Source organism: Vibrio sp. 397, from assembly GCF_033339395.1.
Taxonomy (GTDB): Bacteria; Pseudomonadota; Gammaproteobacteria; order Enterobacterales; family Vibrionaceae; genus Vibrio; species Vibrio alginolyticus.
This window is the reverse complement of the sequence record NZ_JAWOUN010000001.1, coordinates 537,313-556,214: the sequence shown is the minus strand read 5'-3', so window position 1 is coordinate 556,214 and position 18,902 is coordinate 537,313. Positions and strand designations below refer to the sequence as shown.

Below are 18,902 nucleotides of genomic sequence, written 5' to 3'. Positions count from 1 at the left end.
TACTTATGTCTGCCCGAATAGGTTGAGCAGTTCTGCTTTGGCTTGTTGATGGAGGGGATCTGAATGCCATTTCTGGTGCTGAATAAGGTCAACATTGACTTGCCAAGCCAGTTTTGTGAAATCATCCCCAACCTTTTTTAATGTATTAGGTGAATACGCGACTAAATGCTGTGGTAGAAAGCACCAACCAAACCCTTTATTCGCCAATTCCAACAAAATATAGTAGTTATCAGCGTACCAGATATCTGGGCTAAATGCTTGATTGAGACCACATGGCTCTGCACTTTTGGATCGTATGACCAATTGACGATGTTGTTTTAGTTGATCAATGTGAGTGATTTGCTGCTTTGCTAAAGGATGTGTTGAAGAGACATAGACATCAAATGCAATATTGCCAAGATTGGTGAAATCGATGTGTCTTGGCATTTGTAAATCACTCAAAATAATCCCAGTCGTGGCGCGTTCCGACTTAACCAATTCAATGATATCAGGGCTTGAAGCCGTTAAGCATTCAACTTGTAAGTGTGGAAAGCGTTGCTCTAACTTCTTTAGCACATCCGGCAAGCGAGTCAGAGGAATCCCTTCATCAATAGCTAAGACTAATTTGTTCGTTGGCGTGGAAAAGAGCTGCGATGCCCTATTGTTTAGGCGGTCGAGTTGGCTGATTGTTGCTTGTGCATAAGGTACGAGCGCGAGGCCATTCTCAGTTAATTTAGGGTACCTGCCTGATCGATCGAAAAGCTCAACACCACAGTCGATCTCCATATTCATGATGTGCTGGCTCACTACAGATTGAGCTCGCCCCAGTTTTCTAGCTGCTCCTGAAAATGATCCTGCTTCTGATGTAGCAATGAAAGCTTGCAGTTGTTCGATGGTAAACATATCGCTTAAACCGATGGTATCTAACTTTTGGTTATCTAAATGATAGATAAAATTCTAAGCATTGAGTAGAACTATTTGGACAGAGAAATATGACTTGTAACGAACGAATTTTTCATGCAGTACTTTTTGAGTTAATCGCACTCGCGATTATTGTACCAGCGGCTTCATTGATCACTGGAAAGGGTTCTAGTGATCTCGCGTTGGTTGGGGTCGGGTTGAGCATGTATACCGTGATATGGAACTACATCTACAACTTGTATTTTGATAAGTGGTTTGGTGACAATCGAGCTGAGCGAAGTTTAGCGATGCGGCTTGGACACACTATTGGTTTCGAGGGAGGATTAATCTTTATCTCTCTACCTGTGATTGCCTGGTTCTTAGAAATTACGCTTCTTCAAGCTCTGATGCTGGAAGCCGGCTTCCTCGTTTTCTTCCTATTTTATGCCACTGGTTTTAACTGGTTGTATGACAAGGTTCAACCATTTAGCAAAATGAAAAAGCGATTATTGCCACAGGCATCGACAGGAAAAATATAGGACTAAAAAACGCCACCGAGTTCGGTGGCGTTTTTTGTTCAAATTACACAGACAGAACTCTCAAAATCTTATCTGCATGTTCTGCAACTTCAATGCCTTCGTCTGTTAGATAACCACCGTCAGGCTGTGTACAAAGTTGCTTCTTATATAGACGAGCAACGGCTGCCTGCATTTCTTCTGACGCGTCTGTATGAACTTTAATACCAGTTGCAGCACTACTTAGGTCGAACTGAAGAAGTAGATTCAATTCGGCGATATGTTCAGCTGAATATTTCATAAATGATTCCTTTGCGCTTTTTTTACCAAGCTAGTCTGAAAAGTAGCGTTGGGCAACATTCAACGACAAGAAGTGTTAAGTATGGCGCTATCAGGCTGATATAACGCAGGATCTTTGTTCGAAAGGCCGAATACTTGTTAAGTATCAATGATACTTACGGTAGCGAATGATAGGCGCTATTTATTGCTTGATCTCCCAATAACAACGATTTTAGTAAACACGCCAAATAGCACTTGAAAAAATAGGGAAATAGAGCGATTATCCGCGCCTCTTTAAATGTTTCTAAATGTTACACCAGAATGAACTTTAATCAGTTTGACTCACTATTACCGCCACAAGCTGCGGAACGCGCGGCTGAAGTGGGGGTAGGCAAAGCAACGAAAGCTCCAATCAAATCTTTTCTGCTCGCCATTTCTGCGGGGCTTCATATTGGTATTGCTTTCATCTTCTATACCACGGTAACGACAGGCGCAGGCGAGCTGCCTTGGGGCATTACACGACTCATTGGTGGTCTGGCATTTAGCCTTGGTTTGATTTTGGTGGTGGTTACTGGCGGCGAGCTTTTCACTAGCTCTGTGCTGACACTAGTTGCGCGTGCGAGTGGAAAAATCTCTTGGCAAGCACTTATCAAAAACTGGTTGGTGGTTTACTTTGGCAATATGGTTGGGGCCATTTTGCTCGTGGCCTGTATGCTAGTTACCAAGCAATATATGTTTGATCATGGCCAAGTTGGTCTTAACGCGATGGCGATCTCCCAACACAAATTACATCATGGTTTCTTTGCTGCTGTTGCGCTTGGCATTATGTGTAACGTATTAGTTTGTATTGCAGTTTGGATGACGTTTAGTGGGCGAACATTGACAGATAAAATAGCGGTCATGATTTTGCCTGTGGCTATGTTCGTGTCGGCAGGTTTTGAGCACTGTATTGCGAACATGTTCCAAGTACCTATGGCGATTGGTATTAAGTACTTTGCGCCAGAAGCGTTTTGGCAAATGACAGGGGCAGATATTGCAAACTACGCGGACTTAAACATGATGGGGTTCATCGTAAACAACCTAATTCCTGTTACGATAGGAAACATTATTGGTGGTGGCGTATTTGTTGGCATGTGGTATTGGATGATTTATCTACGCGATGAAGATAACCATTTGCGATAAGTTTAGAAGATCACAAGAAAGGCGAACCAGATGGTTCGCCTTTCTTTTTATTTGTCTCTGCAAATGTCAAATAAGTCGAGTCATGTTAAATCAACTCTTCGTTGATGCCAAAATCGGTTGGGAGCCAATGAGAAGTTACTTCCTTTGGTTCTTGAACGAGCCAATCCAGAGGTGCATCGGACAGGAGTTCATCGTAATTTTCTTTGATCATTAAGACATCCATGTACGTCTCTCCAAGTTTGTGGTCACTGCCTTTACTTTAAAATTAGAACATGTCAGTCACGTGATCAATGCATGACGATTCGATTGATCACTTATGTTGCTATGTTTCTGGTTGCGTATGGGTTTTGGGGGCTTATCCACATTTTCTGTGGATAACCTGTATCAAAGGTCGTGCGTATCTAAACTTGCAAAGAAAATTTCATAAAATTAGAGGCTTATATCAAAAAGAATTCTGCCTGACTTTTCATCTGAAAGCGTCTTGATGAGTGCTCGAAGAATAGTTGAGTTATTCAGTTATAAGTACGTTCGACTTGGCACCATAAGTTGTTTAACGGGCTTTACCCACAAGCGCCAACTAACCGTGAGTTTTGGTCGATTCGGGTTGCTCGATTTTTATCTTGATTCGGCCTTCTTTGGTTTGTACCCAGCGCAATGTCATTTCTAACGTTATGGTTACGGAGGCACTCAACATAACGAAAATAGCCAGCATAATTACTAACTGGTATTTAATCGCAACCATCGGGCTCGCGCCACCTAGAATTTGACCGGTCATCATACCCGGTAAGGTAACCAGCCCTGTAGTGGCCATAGAAGCTAAAGTCGGGGCAAGGGACTTTCTAAGAGCCTCCTGAATGAAGGGGAAGGATGCGTAGCGAGGAGAGGCTCCAAGTGAGATTGCAGCCTCATATTCTGCTTGTCTCTGCTCAAAAGCCGTAAACAAGTTCTGAAGAGCGATGATATTACTACTCAAGCTGTTACCCAATAACATACCAGCAAGTGGGATCATGTACTGCGCATTGTAAATAGGGGATGGTTGCACTAGGCCTGCTGTAATTGCAATCAGAAGTGGTATTAGACCACAGGTAAGGCCCGTTAGTAGCGGACGCATAAGTGGCTTTTTAGGTAACTGAGCTTTTCCCGCAATTGAGCTGGCACCAATCAGTAGCATGATGGCAAGCCAAAGTATATTGACAAGTAAACTGTTTAATTGAAAAAGATATTCTAAATACACGCCAATCAATATGAGCTGAAATGTCATTCGGATAACACTGATTATCGTGTCTTTTGCTATCCCTAATTTGTAGCGGGCATTGATAAAGAAGGGGACCAATAAAATCAAACCAAACAGTGCCAGTTTGACCCAGCTTATATCCACCACGTTATCCATAATCGCTCCTTGAAAATACGCGAATAATTGTATCTAAGCCTCCCCTTTATATGAACCACTATGTGCACTTTTTGCTGTTCTTAAAGTAAACCTTGAGTGCTATTTTAGACATTAATACGCAGCATTCTGTTTACAAGTGGTTATCTTTTTCGGAGTTTTTAAGTCGATTTATGGCATGGTAATTACGATTTAAATGTGATCGATGTTTCTTAAATGTTGTTTATTTAACAACTCCTTAAAAGACTTATTTTGTCACATCTGTTCATGTTTTTTAATAAATAACATCAATCCATCATATCTCTGGATGAGCTCAAAAAAGTGTTGAATTACAAGGTCTGAGGTCGCTTATTTGATTGAACCCTACTATTAGTATGGTCTAACATTTTCCATTAGAGATTGTAAAAAACTTAAGCTTGGTTACGCGGGCTTTTCAATAACACTAGATACAAAATAGGCAAATGTATGAGTGATGTTAATAAAATTGAGAGTGGTGAAAAACGCTCCCTGGAGTGGAAGTCGTTCCTCTTCATTGCAGTTGTTCTCTTCCCAATTCTGAGTGTGGCCTTTGTTGGCGGCTACGGGTTCATCGTTTGGATGTTGCAAGTCTTCTTCTTTGGACCTCCAGGCGCGCACGGCATGTAAGCCAGTGAGCTCATAACCACACTTTTGAAAAGATTTTAAGAGAGCAAATAATGAAATCATTAATCATTAAACTGTGGCGTACTATGACGCGCCCAGCTGTACATATCAGCCTAGGTGTGCTGACTATGGGCGGCTTTATTGCTGGTGTTATCTTTTGGGGTGGCTTTAACACCGCTCTAGAAGCAACCAACACAGAAGAATTCTGTATTAGTTGTCACACAATGCGTGACAACGTGTACGTTGAGCTACAAGAAACGGTGCACTGGAAAAACCACTCTGGTGTTCGTGCTACCTGCCCTGATTGTCACGTTCCACATAACTGGACAGATAAGATCGCTCGTAAGATGCAAGCTTCTAAAGAAGTATTTGCACAAGTATTTGGCAACTACGACGAACCGGGTGTGTTCGAAGAGCGTCGTATCGAACTTGCTAAACACGAATGGGATCGTTTCTCGGCAAACAAATCTCTGGAGTGTAAAAACTGTCACAACTACGAATCGATGGATTTCGAGCAAATGTCTCCTACGGCTCGTATCCAAATGAAGCAAGCCGCTGAGAAAGATCAAAGCTGCGTTGACTGTCACAAGGGTATTGCGCACAACCTACCAGCAGGCATGGACAGCATTGGCGGTATCGTGGGTGATCTAGAGGGTATGACTTCTAACACTGATTACGGCGTTGGTCAGCAACTCGTGAGCGTTCGTCACCTACCAATTTACTTTGATGCGCAAGGCAGTAAAGAAGCTGGTCTTCTTAATCCTGCATCGACCGTTAAAGTTCTTGAAGACAAAGGCGAGTTTGTTGAGATCGAAATTGACGGTTGGCGCAAAGCAAAAGGTTTTGGTCGTGTAATTCAAGAAGACTTCGGTAAGAACATTGCGACTGCGTCTCTGATGAAAGAAGCAGCAACAGACAGCAACATTGTGACGACTGGTGAGAAAAAAGTGGATGAGTTAACAGGCCTTCCTTGGGAAAAAGTAGCGGCGAAAGTATGGATTAAGAAAGAGTCTATGCTGAACGACATCAATCCTGTTTGGGAAAAATCTCGTGAAGCCTACAAGACCAATTGTTCTGTATGTCACACTCAACCTGCGGAAGCGCACTTCGACGCGAACACCTGGCCAGGTATGTTCGACGGTATGTTGGCGTTCGTTAACCTAGATACAGACAGTGAAGCACTGATCTTGAAGTATCTACAGAAACACTCTTCAGATTATGCTGAAGGTCACCACTAATAAGCGTCGGATTGGAGTAATTTTAAATGGCTATTACACGAAGAAGTTTTCTTAAAGGTGTAGCAACCACAAGTGCAGCGTCAGTAATTGGTCCTAGCTTATTGGCGTCCGCCTCTGCAAATGCCGTTGAGACGACAGGTACTTGGAAAGTAACCGGTTCTCACTGGGGCGCGTTCCGCGCCCACATCTACGCGGGTAAAGTTCAAGAGATCAAGCCGCTAGAGCTAGACAAAAACCCAACAGAAATGTTGAACGGCATTAAGGGTATTATCTACAGCCCTTCACGTGTTCGTTATCCAATGGTTCGTCTAGATTGGTTGAAGAAACATAAATACAGCGCAGATACTCGCGGTAACAACCGTTTCATCCGAGTAACTTGGGATGAAGCGCTAGACTTGTTCTACCGTGAGCTAGAACGTATTCAAAAAGACTACGGCCCATGGGCGCTGCATGCAGGTCAAACAGGTTGGAACCAAACGGGTTCATTTAACAACTGTACCGCGCACATGCAACGTGCAGTGGGTATGCACGGCAACTTCATCACGAAAGTAGGTGACTACTCGACGGGTGCAGGCCAAACCATTATGCCTTACGTGCTAGGTTCAACCGAAGTTTACGCACAAGGTACGTCTTGGTCTGAGATCCTAGAAAACTCTGACAACATCGTTCTTTGGGCTAACGACCCAGTGAAAAACCTTCAAGTAGGTTGGAACTGTGAAACGCATGAGTCGTTTAAGTACCTTGCACAACTAAAAGAAAAAGTGGCGAAAGGTGAGATCAACGTTCTATCTGTAGACCCAGTGAAGAACAAAACTCAGCGCTACTTAGAGAACGATCACTTGTACATCAACCCGCTGACAGACGTAGCGTTCATGCTCGCTGTGGCACACGTGTTGTACAACGAAAACCTGTACGATAAGAAGTTCATTGATACTTACTGTCTAGGCTTTGAAGAGTTCATTCAATACGTTCAAGGTAAGACAAAAGACAAAGTAGAGAAGACGCCTGAATGGGCAGCAGCGATTTGTGGCGTGAAAGCGGACAAGATCCGTGAATTCGCACGCATGCTAGTCAGCGGTCGTACACAGATCCTGATGGGTTGGTGTATCCAGCGTCAAGAGCACGGTGAGCAGCCATACTGGGCAGCGGCTGTGGTTGCTGCAATGGTTGGTCAAATCGGTCTACCTGGCGGTGGTATCTCTTACGGTCACCATTACTCAAGTATCGGTGTGCCTTCTACTGGTTTCGCGGGCCCTGGTGGTTTCCCTCGTAACCTTGACCAAGGTATGAAACCGAAGTGGGACAACAACGACTTTAACGGTTACAGTCGTACTATCCCAGTTGCACGTTGGATCGACTGTCTGCTAGAACCTGGCAAAGAGATCAACTACAACGGCGGTAAAGTGAAACTGCCAGACTTCAAGATGATGGTTATCTCGGGTTGTAACCCATGGCACCACCATCAAGATCGTAACCGCATGAAGAAAGCGTTCCGCAAACTTCAAACGGTTGTAACGATCGAGTTTGCTTGGACTGCAACATGTCGTTTCTCTGACATCGTTCTACCTGCGTGTACGCAATGGGAACGTAACGACATCGACGTGTACGGTTCATACTCGAACAAAGGTCTGATCGCGATGCATCGTCTCGTCGATCCATTGTTCCAATCTAAGCCTGACTTCCAAATCATGAGTGAACTAACTCAGCGTTTTGGTCGCCGCGAAGAATACACTCGTGGTATGAGCGAGATGGAGTGGATCGAAAGCCTATACAACGATTGTAAGAAAGCGAACGAAGGTAAGTTCGAAATGCCAGAATTCAATGAGTTCTGGGAGAAGAGCGTACTAGACTTCGGTGAAGGTAAACCTTGGGTTCGTCACGCGGACTTCCGTAAAGACCCTGAGCTTAACCCTCTAGGTACACCGTCTGGCTTCATCGAGATTACATCACGTAAGATCGGCCGTTACGGTTACGAACACTGTCAAGAGCACCCAATGTGGTTCGAAAAATCAGAGCGTTCACACGGTGGCCCTGGTTCAGACAAATACCCATTCTGGTTGCAGTCTTGTCACCCAGACAAGCGTCTGCACTCTCAAATGTGTGAGTCTGAAGAGTTCCGCGCGACATACGCGGTGCAAGGTCGTGAGCCTGTTTACATCAACCCAATCGATGCAAAAGCAAAAGGCATCAAAGACGGTGACTTGGTACGCGTATTCAACGGTCGTGGTCAGCTATTAGCTGGTGCTGTTTTGACTGACAGCTACCCACGTGGCGTTATTCGTATCGAAGAAGGTGCATGGTACGGTCCTCTAAACGAGAAAGAAGGCGCAATCTGTACCTACGGTGATCCTAACACGCTAACGCAAGACATCGGTTCTTCTGAGCTTGCACAGGCGACTTCTGCGAACACATGTATCGTAGACTTCGAGAAGTTCACAGGTAAAGTGCCGCCAGTCACTTCATTTGGTGGTCCGATCGAAGTTGCTTAATTAGTGCAGTTTGCATAAATCGAAATACCAGCCTCAGGGCTGGTATTTTTTATCAAAATTTCAGTGAGCGTTGTCTCAATAGTAACTTCATAACGTTAAACGAGACTGGTATTCGTGATGATGGTAACGAATTGGGTGAGACAAGCAGGAGATAATGCGCCAAGCTAAACAATAATAATTAAGTGAGTAGACCCATTATGGCTCAGAGCATTCAATTAGCAAATCACACTGAGATCACTGTGAATAACAATGACTTCCAAGTTGAAGTCGAGGGTAATCAATTACATTTTTCTTTTGCTGGTATTCACAATAAAACCTTTACCGACCGTGAAGTGTTGCTCGAAATGCCGTTTTTGTACGAGCACGAGGCCAACGTAATTGGGGATGGTTTTCAAATGTTGGCGCAAACGGCGGGAACGATCAATCACCCCGTTGATATTGGTCGCTGCCCAGACAATAATCCTTCTTATCGAATCTACCCTAAAGATGCCCCTAAGCGTTATTACAACTATTTAGTGGTGGAAGGCTCGGCTGGCTACACATTGTATGGCTTCACATCATGTCATCGCTTTGCTGGCTATTTTGATGTTGTACTGCGTGATGGGCATTGGGTTTTATCAGCCGCAATTGATGGTGAGTTGACTCAAGTGGCGGATTGGGAAAGTAATCAACTTGAATCCGTGGCGGTACTCTGTGGTCAATCGCTGTCCGAGCTTTATCAAACCTATGGCGAGATGATTGCAGAGCATCATCCTGTTCGCCAAGGTGTGACACAAGATGCGCCTGTTGGTTGGTGTTCGTGGTATGCGTACTACGCAGACGTGACAGAGCAAAACATCATGCAGAACGTTGATTGCATGCAAGATAAGCTCGAAGACCTAGAGTGGGTACTTCTGGATGATGGCTATCAAGCCTTTATGGGCGATTGGTTAATCCCATCGGATAAGTTTTCTGGTGGTGTGAAAGAGCTCATTCATAGTATCCGTGCAAAAGGCAAAAAGCCGGCGATTTGGATGGCGCCCTTTATTGCTCAACCTGAGTCGGAGATCTTCAAACAGCATCCAGATTGGTTTGTTCGCCACAAGGATGATGGCTTACTTAAAGCAGAAGATGTCACATACGGTGGTTGGCGATGCACGCCTTGGTACATTCTCGATACTTCAAACCCTGAAGTGCAAGAGCACCTAACTCATGTGGTCTCTGTTATGCGTCAAGAGTGGGGTGTTGAGCTATTCAAATTAGACGCAAACTACTGGGGCACGTTAAAAGGTAAACGAAGCCAATCGGGTGTCACCGGTGTAGAAGCCTACCGCATGGGTATGGAAGCGATCGCTAAAGGGGCAGGGGATGCATGGCTGTTAGGCTGTAACGCGCCAATGTGGCCATCTCTGGGACTTGTGGATGCAATGCGTGTTTCTGACGATGTAGAGCGTCATAGTCGTCGATTCGAGCAGATAGCCAGAGAAACCTTTTACCGTAGTTGGCAGCACCGAAAACTGTGGCAAATTGACCCGGATTGCGCCACATTCACTTCACTAGCTAACCAAGCCGCATCCAGAGAAGAGTATGAATTTCATCGCACGGTGTTATTAGCGAGTGGTGGTTTGCTGCTGTCTGGTGACCCGCTCCCTGAGATTACGCCGTTTGCTAAGAAGACACTGTCTAAGCTCATGTTACGTCAACAACGTAACCAACAATCTGCAAAGTTTACCGCTTTGAGTTTAAATCACGCGTTTTTAAAACTAACGACGAAGAATGACCTCCATTGTTTGTTTAATTATGCGAGTTACGGAGCGATGGAATTTACGCTGACGTCTGATCAACCGGTGGACTGGTATGATTACTGGACAGGGGAAAAGCTAAACCAAGAACCTTGTCAGTTATTAATGGTGAGCGTGGATAAAGGGCTAAATGCGAAAGCGATCGTCACGGCATAACGTGAAGCAAATCGCCCAATACTAAGAACAAGAAAGGAGCCTATTGCGGCTCCTTTCTCGTTTGATGCTCTGAGCGTTAGAACTCGAATAAAAAGTAATACCCGTATCCAACGATAAAAGCAGGAATGGACGAATAAATAGTCGCGACCAAAGCGGCTTTTGGTGCCATAGCAATGGCGGGGAATAGGGCGTCACCATCGTTAGAAATCGCATTGGCCAGTTGCGCAGAAAGTGGCGCTGCACCAGAAATGTATAGGCTAGTGACTAAAATTTGCGGTCCGCAACCAGGCAACATACCAATGGCTAGGCCAGCTAATGGCATCCAAATTCCCCAATGAGAAAAGGTTTCTACAAGGTCGAGTCCAGAAAAATAGGTTGTCAGCTCAAACGCCAGAAAAGCAACGATCACCCAAGCACTGACGAAATTCGTATCTTGTGCTGCTTTTTGAATCGGGTGTGAGTCCACGATTTTTTCATCTTCAGAGACCGTTGACTGATAATCGCCAAGTTCTTTTGTCATCGCCCATAATGACATTGTGATCACCGCGAAGATAGCGCCCAGCCATTCAATGGTGTTGGCTTTCAAAGATAGCAACTGATTAATATCTATTTGGAAAGACATTAACACAGCAACGACACTAGCAGGCACAATAAGCCATTTCCAAAATGCGCCTTGTAGATTGATTGCACGTTGTTCAAGAGGCGTGTGTCGGTCTGTCTGGTGTTGGCAACAAGCATGTGTCTGAGGTGCTTCTTTTGGTTCTGGTCGCAGAAAGTTATCAGCATGAAAAGCATTAACGACTAACCCTGAAAGAGTACCCACGATAATGCCTAATCCAACCACGCCTAATCCAACACTTGGTTTGGCGGCCAGAAGTAAAAAGGCAGCGTCACCCATTGTTGAAGTAAGTACCGCGACAATCGCACCAAATCCCACTCGGCCACTAATAAATTGCGTTGTCACAACAATAGCGCCACCACAGCCAGGCAAAGCACCCAACAAAGAAGCAAAGAAAACCTGATGATTACGCGAGCGATGATATAGCTCGGTAATTCGATTGGTTTTCGACATAAAGTTTGAAAGATAATGATAAATAGCCAATGTGGCAGCAACATAGCATGACACTGCCCAGAATGAGTCGGATAGCGTCTGTACGGCTACGTCACGTGTATTTTCATTGCCTAGCAAAATGAGCATGACGATAGGGATCAGCAATCGCTTATAAGCTAAACGAAACTGAGTAGGCTGAAACAACTGTTGTGCAGAGTGTAATAATTGGGTCGCGTTCATCGTTTACTCAAATGCAAATAGGAATAATTATCATTATATGTAAATGAGATTTATTCGCAATAGCATTGTGAATTTTTCTTCGTGTCAAACTCTCTGAAATCAGGTAAAGTATCGGCCTTTGTGAGCAAACACGCCCTAATTAACTGTATTAGGCGGCGTATAAAATTGACTTGAATAGGAAGAAACATGATTCTAGTTGTAGGTCATAAGAACCCAGACAGTGACAGTATTTGTAGTGCACTCGTTGCAACTGAACTTCTAAAAGCGCGTGGCGTTGAAGCTATGCCAATTCGCCAAGGCGAAATCAACCGTGAAACTCAGCACATCCTAGAAGTTGCTGGCGCTGAAGTTCCTGAGCTTCGCACATCAGTTGCGGGTGAGACCGTTTGGCTAGTAGATTACTCAGATCTAGCACAAGCACCAGACGATATCGCAGAAGCTGAAATTGCGGGTATTGTTGACCACCACCGTCTAGGTGACGTGATGACAGTAAACCCAATGGAAGCATGGATCTGGCCTGTTGGTTGTACCAACACTGTTCTATTCAACATGTTCAAGATTGAAGGTCACGCGATTACTCCACAAATTGCTAAGCTAATGATGTCAGCAATTCTATCTGACACAGTAGGTTTTGCTTCTCCAACTTGTACACAAAAAGACAAAGATGCCGTTGCTGAACTAGCGGCAATCGCAGACGTACAAGATGTTGACGCGTTCACTAAAGATCTTCTAATTGCTAAAACAAACATCGAAGGTCTATCAGCGGCTGAGCTTGTTGAGAAAGACCTTAAAGGTTACCCATTCAACGGTCGTGACGTAGTGGTTGGTCAAGTTGAACTTGCAACTCTTGAGCAAGTTGACGGTATGATCGAAGCACTAGAAGCAGACCTAGAATCTCGTTGTGAGAAAGATAACCTAGCGTTCGCTGCTGTAATGCTAACAGACATCACGACTGCTCAAACTCGTCTTCTATACAAAGGTGAGTGGGCTGAGAAGCTTGCTAAGCACGAAAAAGACGGCATGCTAATGATGGAAAACACGCTAAGCCGTAAGAAGCAAGGTTGGCCTTGGCTTCAAACTGAGCTAGCTTAATTTTCTAGCATATACTTTAAATGCCCGCCTAGCTGCGGGCATTTTTCTATGGGAAATAGGAGACGAATATGTCTGAGCAACTGACCCAAGAGCAGATGGATACCATTAATCGCTACAACGAAGAGCAACGTTTAAAGTACTGCGTAAAAGAGATTGTGGCGAATCGTAAGGTTTGGATTCTGAAAGACGAACATGGCTGTGTCATGTTAAATACAGAAGATGATGATTGTGTACCAGTATGGCCAAACGAAGAGTTCGCTTTGCAATGGGCGAATGGTGATTGGGAAGATTGCGAGCCTGAGGCGATCTCTTTAAACAAGTGGCACAGCCGTTGGACCTCTGGTCTAGAGGATGACGAGCTATCGATTGTTGTATTCCCAAATCAAAATGAAGAAGGGGTCGTATTGTTTCCTGACGAGTTTGATTTTGAACTGCGCAAACAAGCGAGCCGCCGTTAGTTCTTTGATTAGTACCCATGCAATAAAGAAGCCTGCGTTAAAGCAGGCTTCTTTACATTTGAACGATTACATCTTTGATAAGCTATTTTGTTTGATGGCTTGGCGCTTTATAAAAGTGGCTTTCGACTAGTCGTTGAGTAATAGGATGCTCGGGATGAGTCAGTACTTGGTTGGTCTCGCCAAACTCGACCACTTCACCTTCATGCATCACCATCACTTTATCAGTAATATGCTTAACAATGCCAATATGCTGAGACACGTACACAAATGACAATCCCATCTCTTCTTGCAACTCGAGGAATAAGTTAATGATCTGCGAGCGCATTGCCATATCCAAACCGTTTAACGCCTCATCAGCGACAATGATGGAAGGTTGAAGAATAAGTGCACGAGCCAAACACACGCGCTGTTTTTGACCGGCAGCTAGCATTTGTGGATAAAAATAGGCGTGCTCAGGCAGCAATCCTACGCGGAGCAGGGTGTTCTTTACACGCTGCATGCGCGCATCTGGCGGCATGTTGGTATTTCGCTTTAGCGGACCTTCTAAAATACGACCAATCTGGATTCGTGGGTTTAACGATGTGTTTGGATCTTGGAAAATCATGCGGATGAGCTTGCAGCGTGTCGCGTAATCTTTGTGCTCCAATCGTTCGCCATTCACACGGATCTCTCCGGAGCTTGGTTCAACAACGCCAGCAAGCATACGAGCTAGTGTGGATTTTCCTGACCCGTTTTGACCAATAAAACCAATAGTTTGCCCTGGCTCTAAAGTAAAGCTTACCGGTTTTACTGCCTCATTAACCTGGCGTTTGAACAGACGGGAGCGCGTAACAAATTGCTTCGATAAATTATCGACTTCAAGTAACGCACTCATGACTTTTTCTCCGTGTTCAATGGAAAGTGGCAGTTAAATTTATGATTCTTAATTCGTCTGGTGTGTGGAATTTCTACACATTGTTTCTGCGCATATGGGCAACGTGGTCCGAGGCGACAACCGATAGGTAGATGCTGCAATGGCGGAATCGAGCCCGGTAGGGATTGGAGTTTTTGCTTGTGTGGTACCCAATCATTAAAGTCAGGCATCGCTTTAAGCAAGGCATCGGTGTACGGGTGCTTGGGTGCCGCAATGATTTTACTGGTATCGGCAGACTCCACCGACTGACCACAATACATTACCGTAATACGTCCTGCCCACTGTGTTATGGTCGCTAAGTCGTGGCCGATAAGCAGAATGGTTGTGTTATTAAGTTGGTTCATGCGGCTCAACAGACGCAAAATTTGCGATTGGGTAATCGGGTCTAAGTCGTTGGTTGGCTCATCTGCGATCAGCAACTTTGGTTTGGTCGCTATCGCCATGGCAATCATGACTTTTTGACACTCACCATCAGTCAGTTCATAAGGATAGCTACCCATTAAACGCTTGTGATCTTTAATACCCACTTTATGCAAAAGCGCGATGGCCTGTTTTTTACGCCATTTAAATCGCTCCCACCATTTCCCTTCAAATGCGCGAGATGGAATGGATTCAATCAATTGACGCCCGACTTCCTCTGAAGGGTCAAGACAAGTTGAAGGTTCTTGGAAAATCATCGCAATATCACGAGCAATGACGCGCCGACGCTCTTTTGGTGTAAGCTGAAGCAAGTCAATATTGCCAAGGCGCATACGGTCTGCGGTGATGCGCCAGTTATCTTTACTTACCCCGACAATCGCTTTTGCAACTAAGCTTTTCCCTGAACCAGACTCACCTACAAGACCACGAATTTCGCCTTCGTTCAAAGTTAGGCTCATTCGGTCAACGGCTTTGACCAACCCTTGAGGTGTTTCGATCTCAATGGTCAAATGTCGAATATCTAACAACGGCATTATTCGATCCCCGCATTAAGCGCTTGACGTACACCTTCACCTACTAAGTTTAGGGTAATAACAGTAAACATGATGGTCAGGCCGGGTAGGGTCACTGTCCAAGGTGCAATATAAATAAGCTCGACAGAGTCACCTAATATTGCTCCCCACTCGGTGCTTGGGGCCTGTGCGCCTAGGCCAAGAAAACCCAGTGCCGTAATATCTAAAATCGCAGCAGAGAGCGCGAGTGTGATTTCAGCGGCAATGACCGTCAGAATGTTAGGAAGAATTGAACTCCACAGTAAGTAGAAATCATTAGCGCCATCAAGGCGTGCTGCCATTATGTAGTCTTTTTCAACTTCGGTGTGGACTGCGATATAAACGGAGCGAATAAAACGCGGAATCAAAGCCAAGCAGATTGCGAGTAAAATATTGAACCCACCAAAGCCTAGAAATGCCACAAAAATGATTGCTAATAAGAGCGACGGGATCGACATGACGGTATCGAGCAAGTGGTTGAGAGTACTCGACAGTAAGCCTTTCGTCATACCTGCTAATACGCCAATTAAACAGCCTACAACGGCAGCAATTGCGGTGATGGCGACAGCAGCGCCAAATGTCAGCTGAGAGCCCATAATCAGGCGCGAAAGAATATCTCTACCTAAGTCATCGGTCCCCAAAAAGTAATCAACCGTTCCTGCTGGAGCCCATGATGGCGGCACAAGCAACTCACCTGACTGTGCTTGGGCGTCAAATGGTGCAAGTAGGGGGGCAAAAATGGTAATAAGGACGATAAACACCAAGCACCACAAGCCAAACATGGCTAGTCCGTTGGCGCGGTAGCTTCGCCAAAAACGCTCAAACTGTGTTGGAATGCGCTCTTCCTGATAAACGTTATTTGTTAGCATACCATTCCTTTCGAACTAAAGGGTTAATCATCGCGCCAATCAAATCCGAGAGTATGTTAGCGGTAAGAACCAAAGTCGCAAGTACCATCACGCCAGCTTGGATAGATGCATAGTCTTGGCTTGCTAGCGCATCTAAAAGCCAACGACCAATACCTGGCCAGTTAAAAATAGACTCCGTGATGATAGCTAAGGTAATCATACTCGAAAGTTGAACACCAACCTTGGGAATGATAGGCGGTATCGCATTCCGCAATACATGTTGAGTTACGATTTCGCGGTTAGAAAGACCTTTGATTCTCGCTGCACGGATGTAGTTTTGGCTCATCACTTCCGCTACCGAGGAGCGCATTAGTCCGACAACCTGGGTGGTTGGAGCCAAAGCAAGCACCAAACATGGCAGCACCATATGCTCAATGACGCTTTGCAGTGCGTGAGCGCGGTATTCACCTTTCGCCATGAATGCGTCGATAATGGCAAATCCGGTTACATGATCAATTTCGTAAAGTAAATCATACCGTCCTGCCACGGGAAAGAGTTGGTACTCTAATGAAAAAACCATGATAAGTAACAGAGCCACCCAAAAAATTGGGGCGGAATAACCAGACATCGACATGAATGAAATGCTGGTGTCGAGCCATTTACCTTGCTTCATCCCAGCCACGGTTCCAAGTGGAATACCGATCAAAAGGGACACCAAAAAGGCAAAAAAGCACAGTTCCAAAGTGGCAGGGAATACGACGGCGAGCTCGTCATAAATCGCGTTGCCGTTTTTACTTATGCCAAAATCAAGCTGAGAAAGGTTGATTAAGTAAGTTTGCCAACCAGACCAAAAATCAACGTTTGCCCAGTGCGAGAGAGGGTCAAGGCGAAGCAGAGAAAAACCCACTAATGTAAGGATCATCAAAGTGATGATAAATAGGTTAAAGCGTCGAACGGTATACCAAAACATCAGTGAATTCTCTCAACTCTATCAAACGGTTGGGCATTGAAAGGGCTTGATTTGAAGCCTGTCAGCGATTTGTCGTGCACACGGAACTGCACGCCATGCGCCAGAGGAATAACCGGGAACTCTTGATTCAAAATGTTCTGTGCTTGGCGATATAGGTTCAAACGGTAACGCGGTTCTTGAGTTTCTAACGCCAAATCGAGCAAGAAATCGAAGTCATCGTTACACCACATGGACACGTTAAGGCCAACGCGGTCAGACTCGCAAGATAATAAAGGGCGGAAAAAGTTGTCAGGATCCCCGGTATCACCAATCCAACCTGTTAAAAGTAAATCGATATCGTTGATGTTCTCCAAATCCACACGTTCAAACCTATCATCGGTCAGTAGCGTTAATTTAACCCCAATATCGGCAAAATTCGCTTGGATTAACTCCGCAGTCTTGCGAGGGCTTGGGTTAAAAGCACGTGGTTCAAGTGGTACCCACATGGTCAATTCTAGGCCGTCTTCGTAGCCTGCATCTCGAAGTAGTGCCAATGCATAATTCCGGTCATAACGAATTTTTACGCTGTCTTTTTGATAAGCCCATGAATTTGGTGGTAGCAAGGTATAAGCTTGGGAGCCAGTTCCGTAGTAAACCGAATCTAAAATATTTTGACGGTTGATCGCTAAGTTAAGAGCTTGGCGAACTCGAGCATCACTCAGCGCGGTGGTTTCTGTGTTTATCGCAATAAAGGAAACGTTGTTAGCTGGTGTAGCCGTCAGCTCAAGGTTGTCATTTTCTTGAATGACAGGTATTTGGCTCGAAATAGGTGAAGAGAGTACGTCACACTCGTTTCTTAAAAGTTTAGCTAATGTACCCGTGCCTCTGTGAGAGATATCGAACACCACTTGTTCCATTTTTGCTGGTGACTTCCAGTAATTAGAATGACGCTCTAATCGAATCAAATCGTTCACTTGGTACTCTTTTAATTGATAAGGGCCGGTACCGATAGGAAGTTGGTCGATTTCTTCTTTATGATCTTTTGCTGCCAATTGCTGTCCATACTCCGCAGACAAGATAACCGCATGGCTGGTGGCAATATTGGCCAAGAAAGAAAAGTTTGGCTGAGATAACGTAAACCTTACCGTATGCTCATCTATTGCAACCACGTCTTGGAGTAGGTTTTGAAAATCTAACCCTGCAAACCATGGATAAAAACCACCACCTACTTGGTGAAAAGGATGGTCTACATCGATGATTCGCTTGAAGCTAAATACCACATCTTTTGCATTCAATGGGCGAGTGGGTGTGAACCAAGGCGTGGTTTGGAATTTAACACCACGTTTAAGCTTAAACGTGTATTCCGTCCCTGATTCATTTACTGACCAACTCTCGGCGATGCTTGCCACGGGCTGATGTGATTTAGGATCGAGCGTGAGCAGCGTATCGTACAGCTGCGGGCTCAGAGCCTCTGCGGTAATACCGCTATCAATAAGCTGAGGGTTAAACGTGGTCGGCTTACCTTGTCCGCAAAACACAAAGCCAGCTTTGCGAATATCATTGTGGTCAATTTCATCGCCACAAGCGGTCAGTAGGCTAATCCCAATAAGGCTCAGCGATAATCTTATAAAAGCATTCATAATATGAAATGTTCATTGGATCTTGCTCGTTTCGTTTGATCTTACTCTTTCAAAGCTAACAAGCGAAAATGATCTCGCTAATTTATCACCTTTGTGAACTCGCTCCAAACATAAAATCCATACACTGTAAGGTGTTATGCCATAAATGCATGCGAATTAGAGCGCAGTCACGAGCTCGTGTATTGATTGAGT

18 protein-coding genes are annotated in these 18,902 nt (G+C 44.8%); 8 read left to right on the top strand and 10 right to left on the bottom strand.

Going from position 1 to position 18,902, the window contains the following annotated elements; genetic code table 11:
• Nucleotides 1-3 precede the first annotated feature (3 nt).
• Nucleotides 4-882, bottom strand: a complete 879-nt coding sequence (locus R7P36_RS02470; protein WP_005378151.1) for a LysR family transcriptional regulator — start codon at nt 880-882, stop codon at nt 4-6.
• Nucleotides 883-971: 89 nt separating this feature from the next.
• Between R7P36_RS02470 and R7P36_RS02465 the strand changes: the two genes are divergently transcribed.
• A complete protein-coding gene (locus R7P36_RS02465) occupies nt 972-1,418 on the top strand; it encodes a PACE efflux transporter (protein WP_213899663.1) in 447 nt (148 codons plus the stop codon).
• Between the two features lie 43 nt (nt 1,419-1,461).
• Here R7P36_RS02465 and R7P36_RS02460 read toward each other — a convergent pair whose 3' ends face one another.
• Nucleotides 1,462-1,695, bottom strand: coding sequence for a TIGR02647 family protein (locus R7P36_RS02460; protein ID WP_005387662.1), 234 nt, complete (start codon nt 1,693-1,695; stop codon nt 1,462-1,464).
• Between the two features lie 299 nt (nt 1,696-1,994).
• Here R7P36_RS02460 and focA point away from each other — a divergent pair, with 299 nt between their 5' ends.
• Nucleotides 1,995-2,855 carry a formate transporter FocA gene (gene focA / locus R7P36_RS02455; RefSeq protein WP_005378146.1) on the top strand — a complete coding sequence of 287 codons (861 nt, stop codon included), beginning with the start codon at nt 1,995-1,997 and terminating at the stop codon, nt 2,853-2,855.
• An 85-nt stretch (nt 2,856-2,940) separates the two neighbouring features.
• Here focA and R7P36_RS02450 read toward each other — a convergent pair whose 3' ends face one another.
• Nucleotides 2,941-3,078, bottom strand: a complete 138-nt coding sequence (locus R7P36_RS02450) for a hypothetical protein (protein ID WP_005378145.1) — start codon at nt 3,076-3,078, stop codon at nt 2,941-2,943.
• 354 nt (nt 3,079-3,432) lie between these two features.
• The gene (locus tag R7P36_RS02445; RefSeq protein WP_213899662.1) at nt 3,433-4,245 is read right to left on the bottom strand and encodes an ABC transporter permease; all 813 of its coding nucleotides are present in this window, start codon (nt 4,243-4,245) and stop codon (nt 3,433-3,435) included.
• A 462-nt stretch (nt 4,246-4,707) separates the two neighbouring features.
• Between R7P36_RS02445 and torE the strand changes: the two genes are divergently transcribed.
• From torE to R7P36_RS02425, 4 genes are all read left to right on the top strand, one after another.
• A complete protein-coding gene (torE, locus tag R7P36_RS02440) occupies nt 4,708-4,887 on the top strand; it encodes a trimethylamine N-oxide reductase system protein TorE (protein ID WP_005378141.1) in 180 nt (59 codons plus the stop codon).
• Nucleotides 4,888-4,937: 50 nt separating this feature from the next.
• The gene (gene torC / locus R7P36_RS02435) at nt 4,938-6,122 is read left to right on the top strand and encodes a pentaheme c-type cytochrome TorC (RefSeq protein ID WP_005378139.1); all 1,185 of its coding nucleotides are present in this window, start codon (nt 4,938-4,940) and stop codon (nt 6,120-6,122) included.
• A gap of 26 nt (nt 6,123-6,148) precedes the next feature.
• On the top strand, nt 6,149-8,611 hold the full coding sequence (gene torA / locus R7P36_RS02430) for a trimethylamine-N-oxide reductase TorA (RefSeq protein WP_172563319.1): 2,463 nt from the start codon (nt 6,149-6,151) through the stop codon (nt 8,609-8,611).
• A 197-nt stretch (nt 8,612-8,808) separates the two neighbouring features.
• Complete coding sequence (locus R7P36_RS02425; protein ID WP_213899661.1) at nt 8,809-10,548, top strand: glycoside hydrolase family 36 protein; 1,740 nt, start codon at nt 8,809-8,811, stop codon at nt 10,546-10,548.
• A 76-nt stretch (nt 10,549-10,624) separates the two neighbouring features.
• Here R7P36_RS02425 and R7P36_RS02420 read toward each other — a convergent pair whose 3' ends face one another.
• Nucleotides 10,625-11,839 (bottom strand): putative manganese transporter, encoded by a 1,215-nt coding sequence (locus R7P36_RS02420; protein WP_005378133.1) that lies wholly within the window; start codon nt 11,837-11,839, stop codon nt 10,625-10,627.
• Between the two features lie 186 nt (nt 11,840-12,025).
• Between R7P36_RS02420 and R7P36_RS02415 the strand changes: the two genes are divergently transcribed.
• Together R7P36_RS02415 and R7P36_RS02410 are read left to right on the top strand one after the other, a co-directional pair.
• Complete coding sequence (locus R7P36_RS02415; protein WP_213899660.1) at nt 12,026-12,931, top strand: manganese-dependent inorganic pyrophosphatase; 906 nt, start codon at nt 12,026-12,028, stop codon at nt 12,929-12,931.
• Between the two features lie 68 nt (nt 12,932-12,999).
• A complete protein-coding gene (locus tag R7P36_RS02410) occupies nt 13,000-13,389 on the top strand; it encodes a DUF2750 domain-containing protein (RefSeq protein ID WP_005378129.1) in 390 nt (129 codons plus the stop codon).
• An 82-nt stretch (nt 13,390-13,471) separates the two neighbouring features.
• Here R7P36_RS02410 and R7P36_RS02405 read toward each other — a convergent pair whose 3' ends face one another.
• From R7P36_RS02405 to sapA, 5 genes are read right to left on the bottom strand one after another with little or no spacing between them, the layout of a single operon-like run.
• The gene (locus R7P36_RS02405) at nt 13,472-14,263 is read right to left on the bottom strand and encodes an ATP-binding cassette domain-containing protein (protein WP_005393308.1); all 792 of its coding nucleotides are present in this window, start codon (nt 14,261-14,263) and stop codon (nt 13,472-13,474) included.
• On the bottom strand, nt 14,260-15,255 hold the full coding sequence (locus R7P36_RS02400; protein WP_005378126.1) for an oligopeptide/dipeptide ABC transporter ATP-binding protein: 996 nt from the start codon (nt 15,253-15,255) through the stop codon (nt 14,260-14,262). Before R7P36_RS02400 ends, R7P36_RS02405 begins: the two co-directional genes overlap by 4 nt.
• Nucleotides 15,255-16,142: an ABC transporter permease subunit gene (locus R7P36_RS02395; RefSeq protein WP_005378123.1), complete on the bottom strand. Its 888-nt coding sequence runs from the start codon at nt 16,140-16,142 to the stop codon at nt 15,255-15,257. Before R7P36_RS02395 ends, R7P36_RS02400 begins: the two co-directional genes overlap by 1 nt.
• On the bottom strand, nt 16,129-17,091 hold the full coding sequence (locus tag R7P36_RS02390) for an ABC transporter permease (protein ID WP_005378122.1): 963 nt from the start codon (nt 17,089-17,091) through the stop codon (nt 16,129-16,131). The genes R7P36_RS02395 and R7P36_RS02390 overlap by 14 nt, the downstream gene beginning before the upstream one ends.
• Complete coding sequence (gene sapA, locus R7P36_RS02385; RefSeq protein WP_017820870.1) at nt 17,091-18,710, bottom strand: ABC transporter substrate-binding protein SapA; 1,620 nt, start codon at nt 18,708-18,710, stop codon at nt 17,091-17,093. The genes R7P36_RS02390 and sapA overlap by 1 nt, the downstream gene beginning before the upstream one ends.
• Between the last annotated feature and the right edge of the window lie 192 nt (nt 18,711-18,902).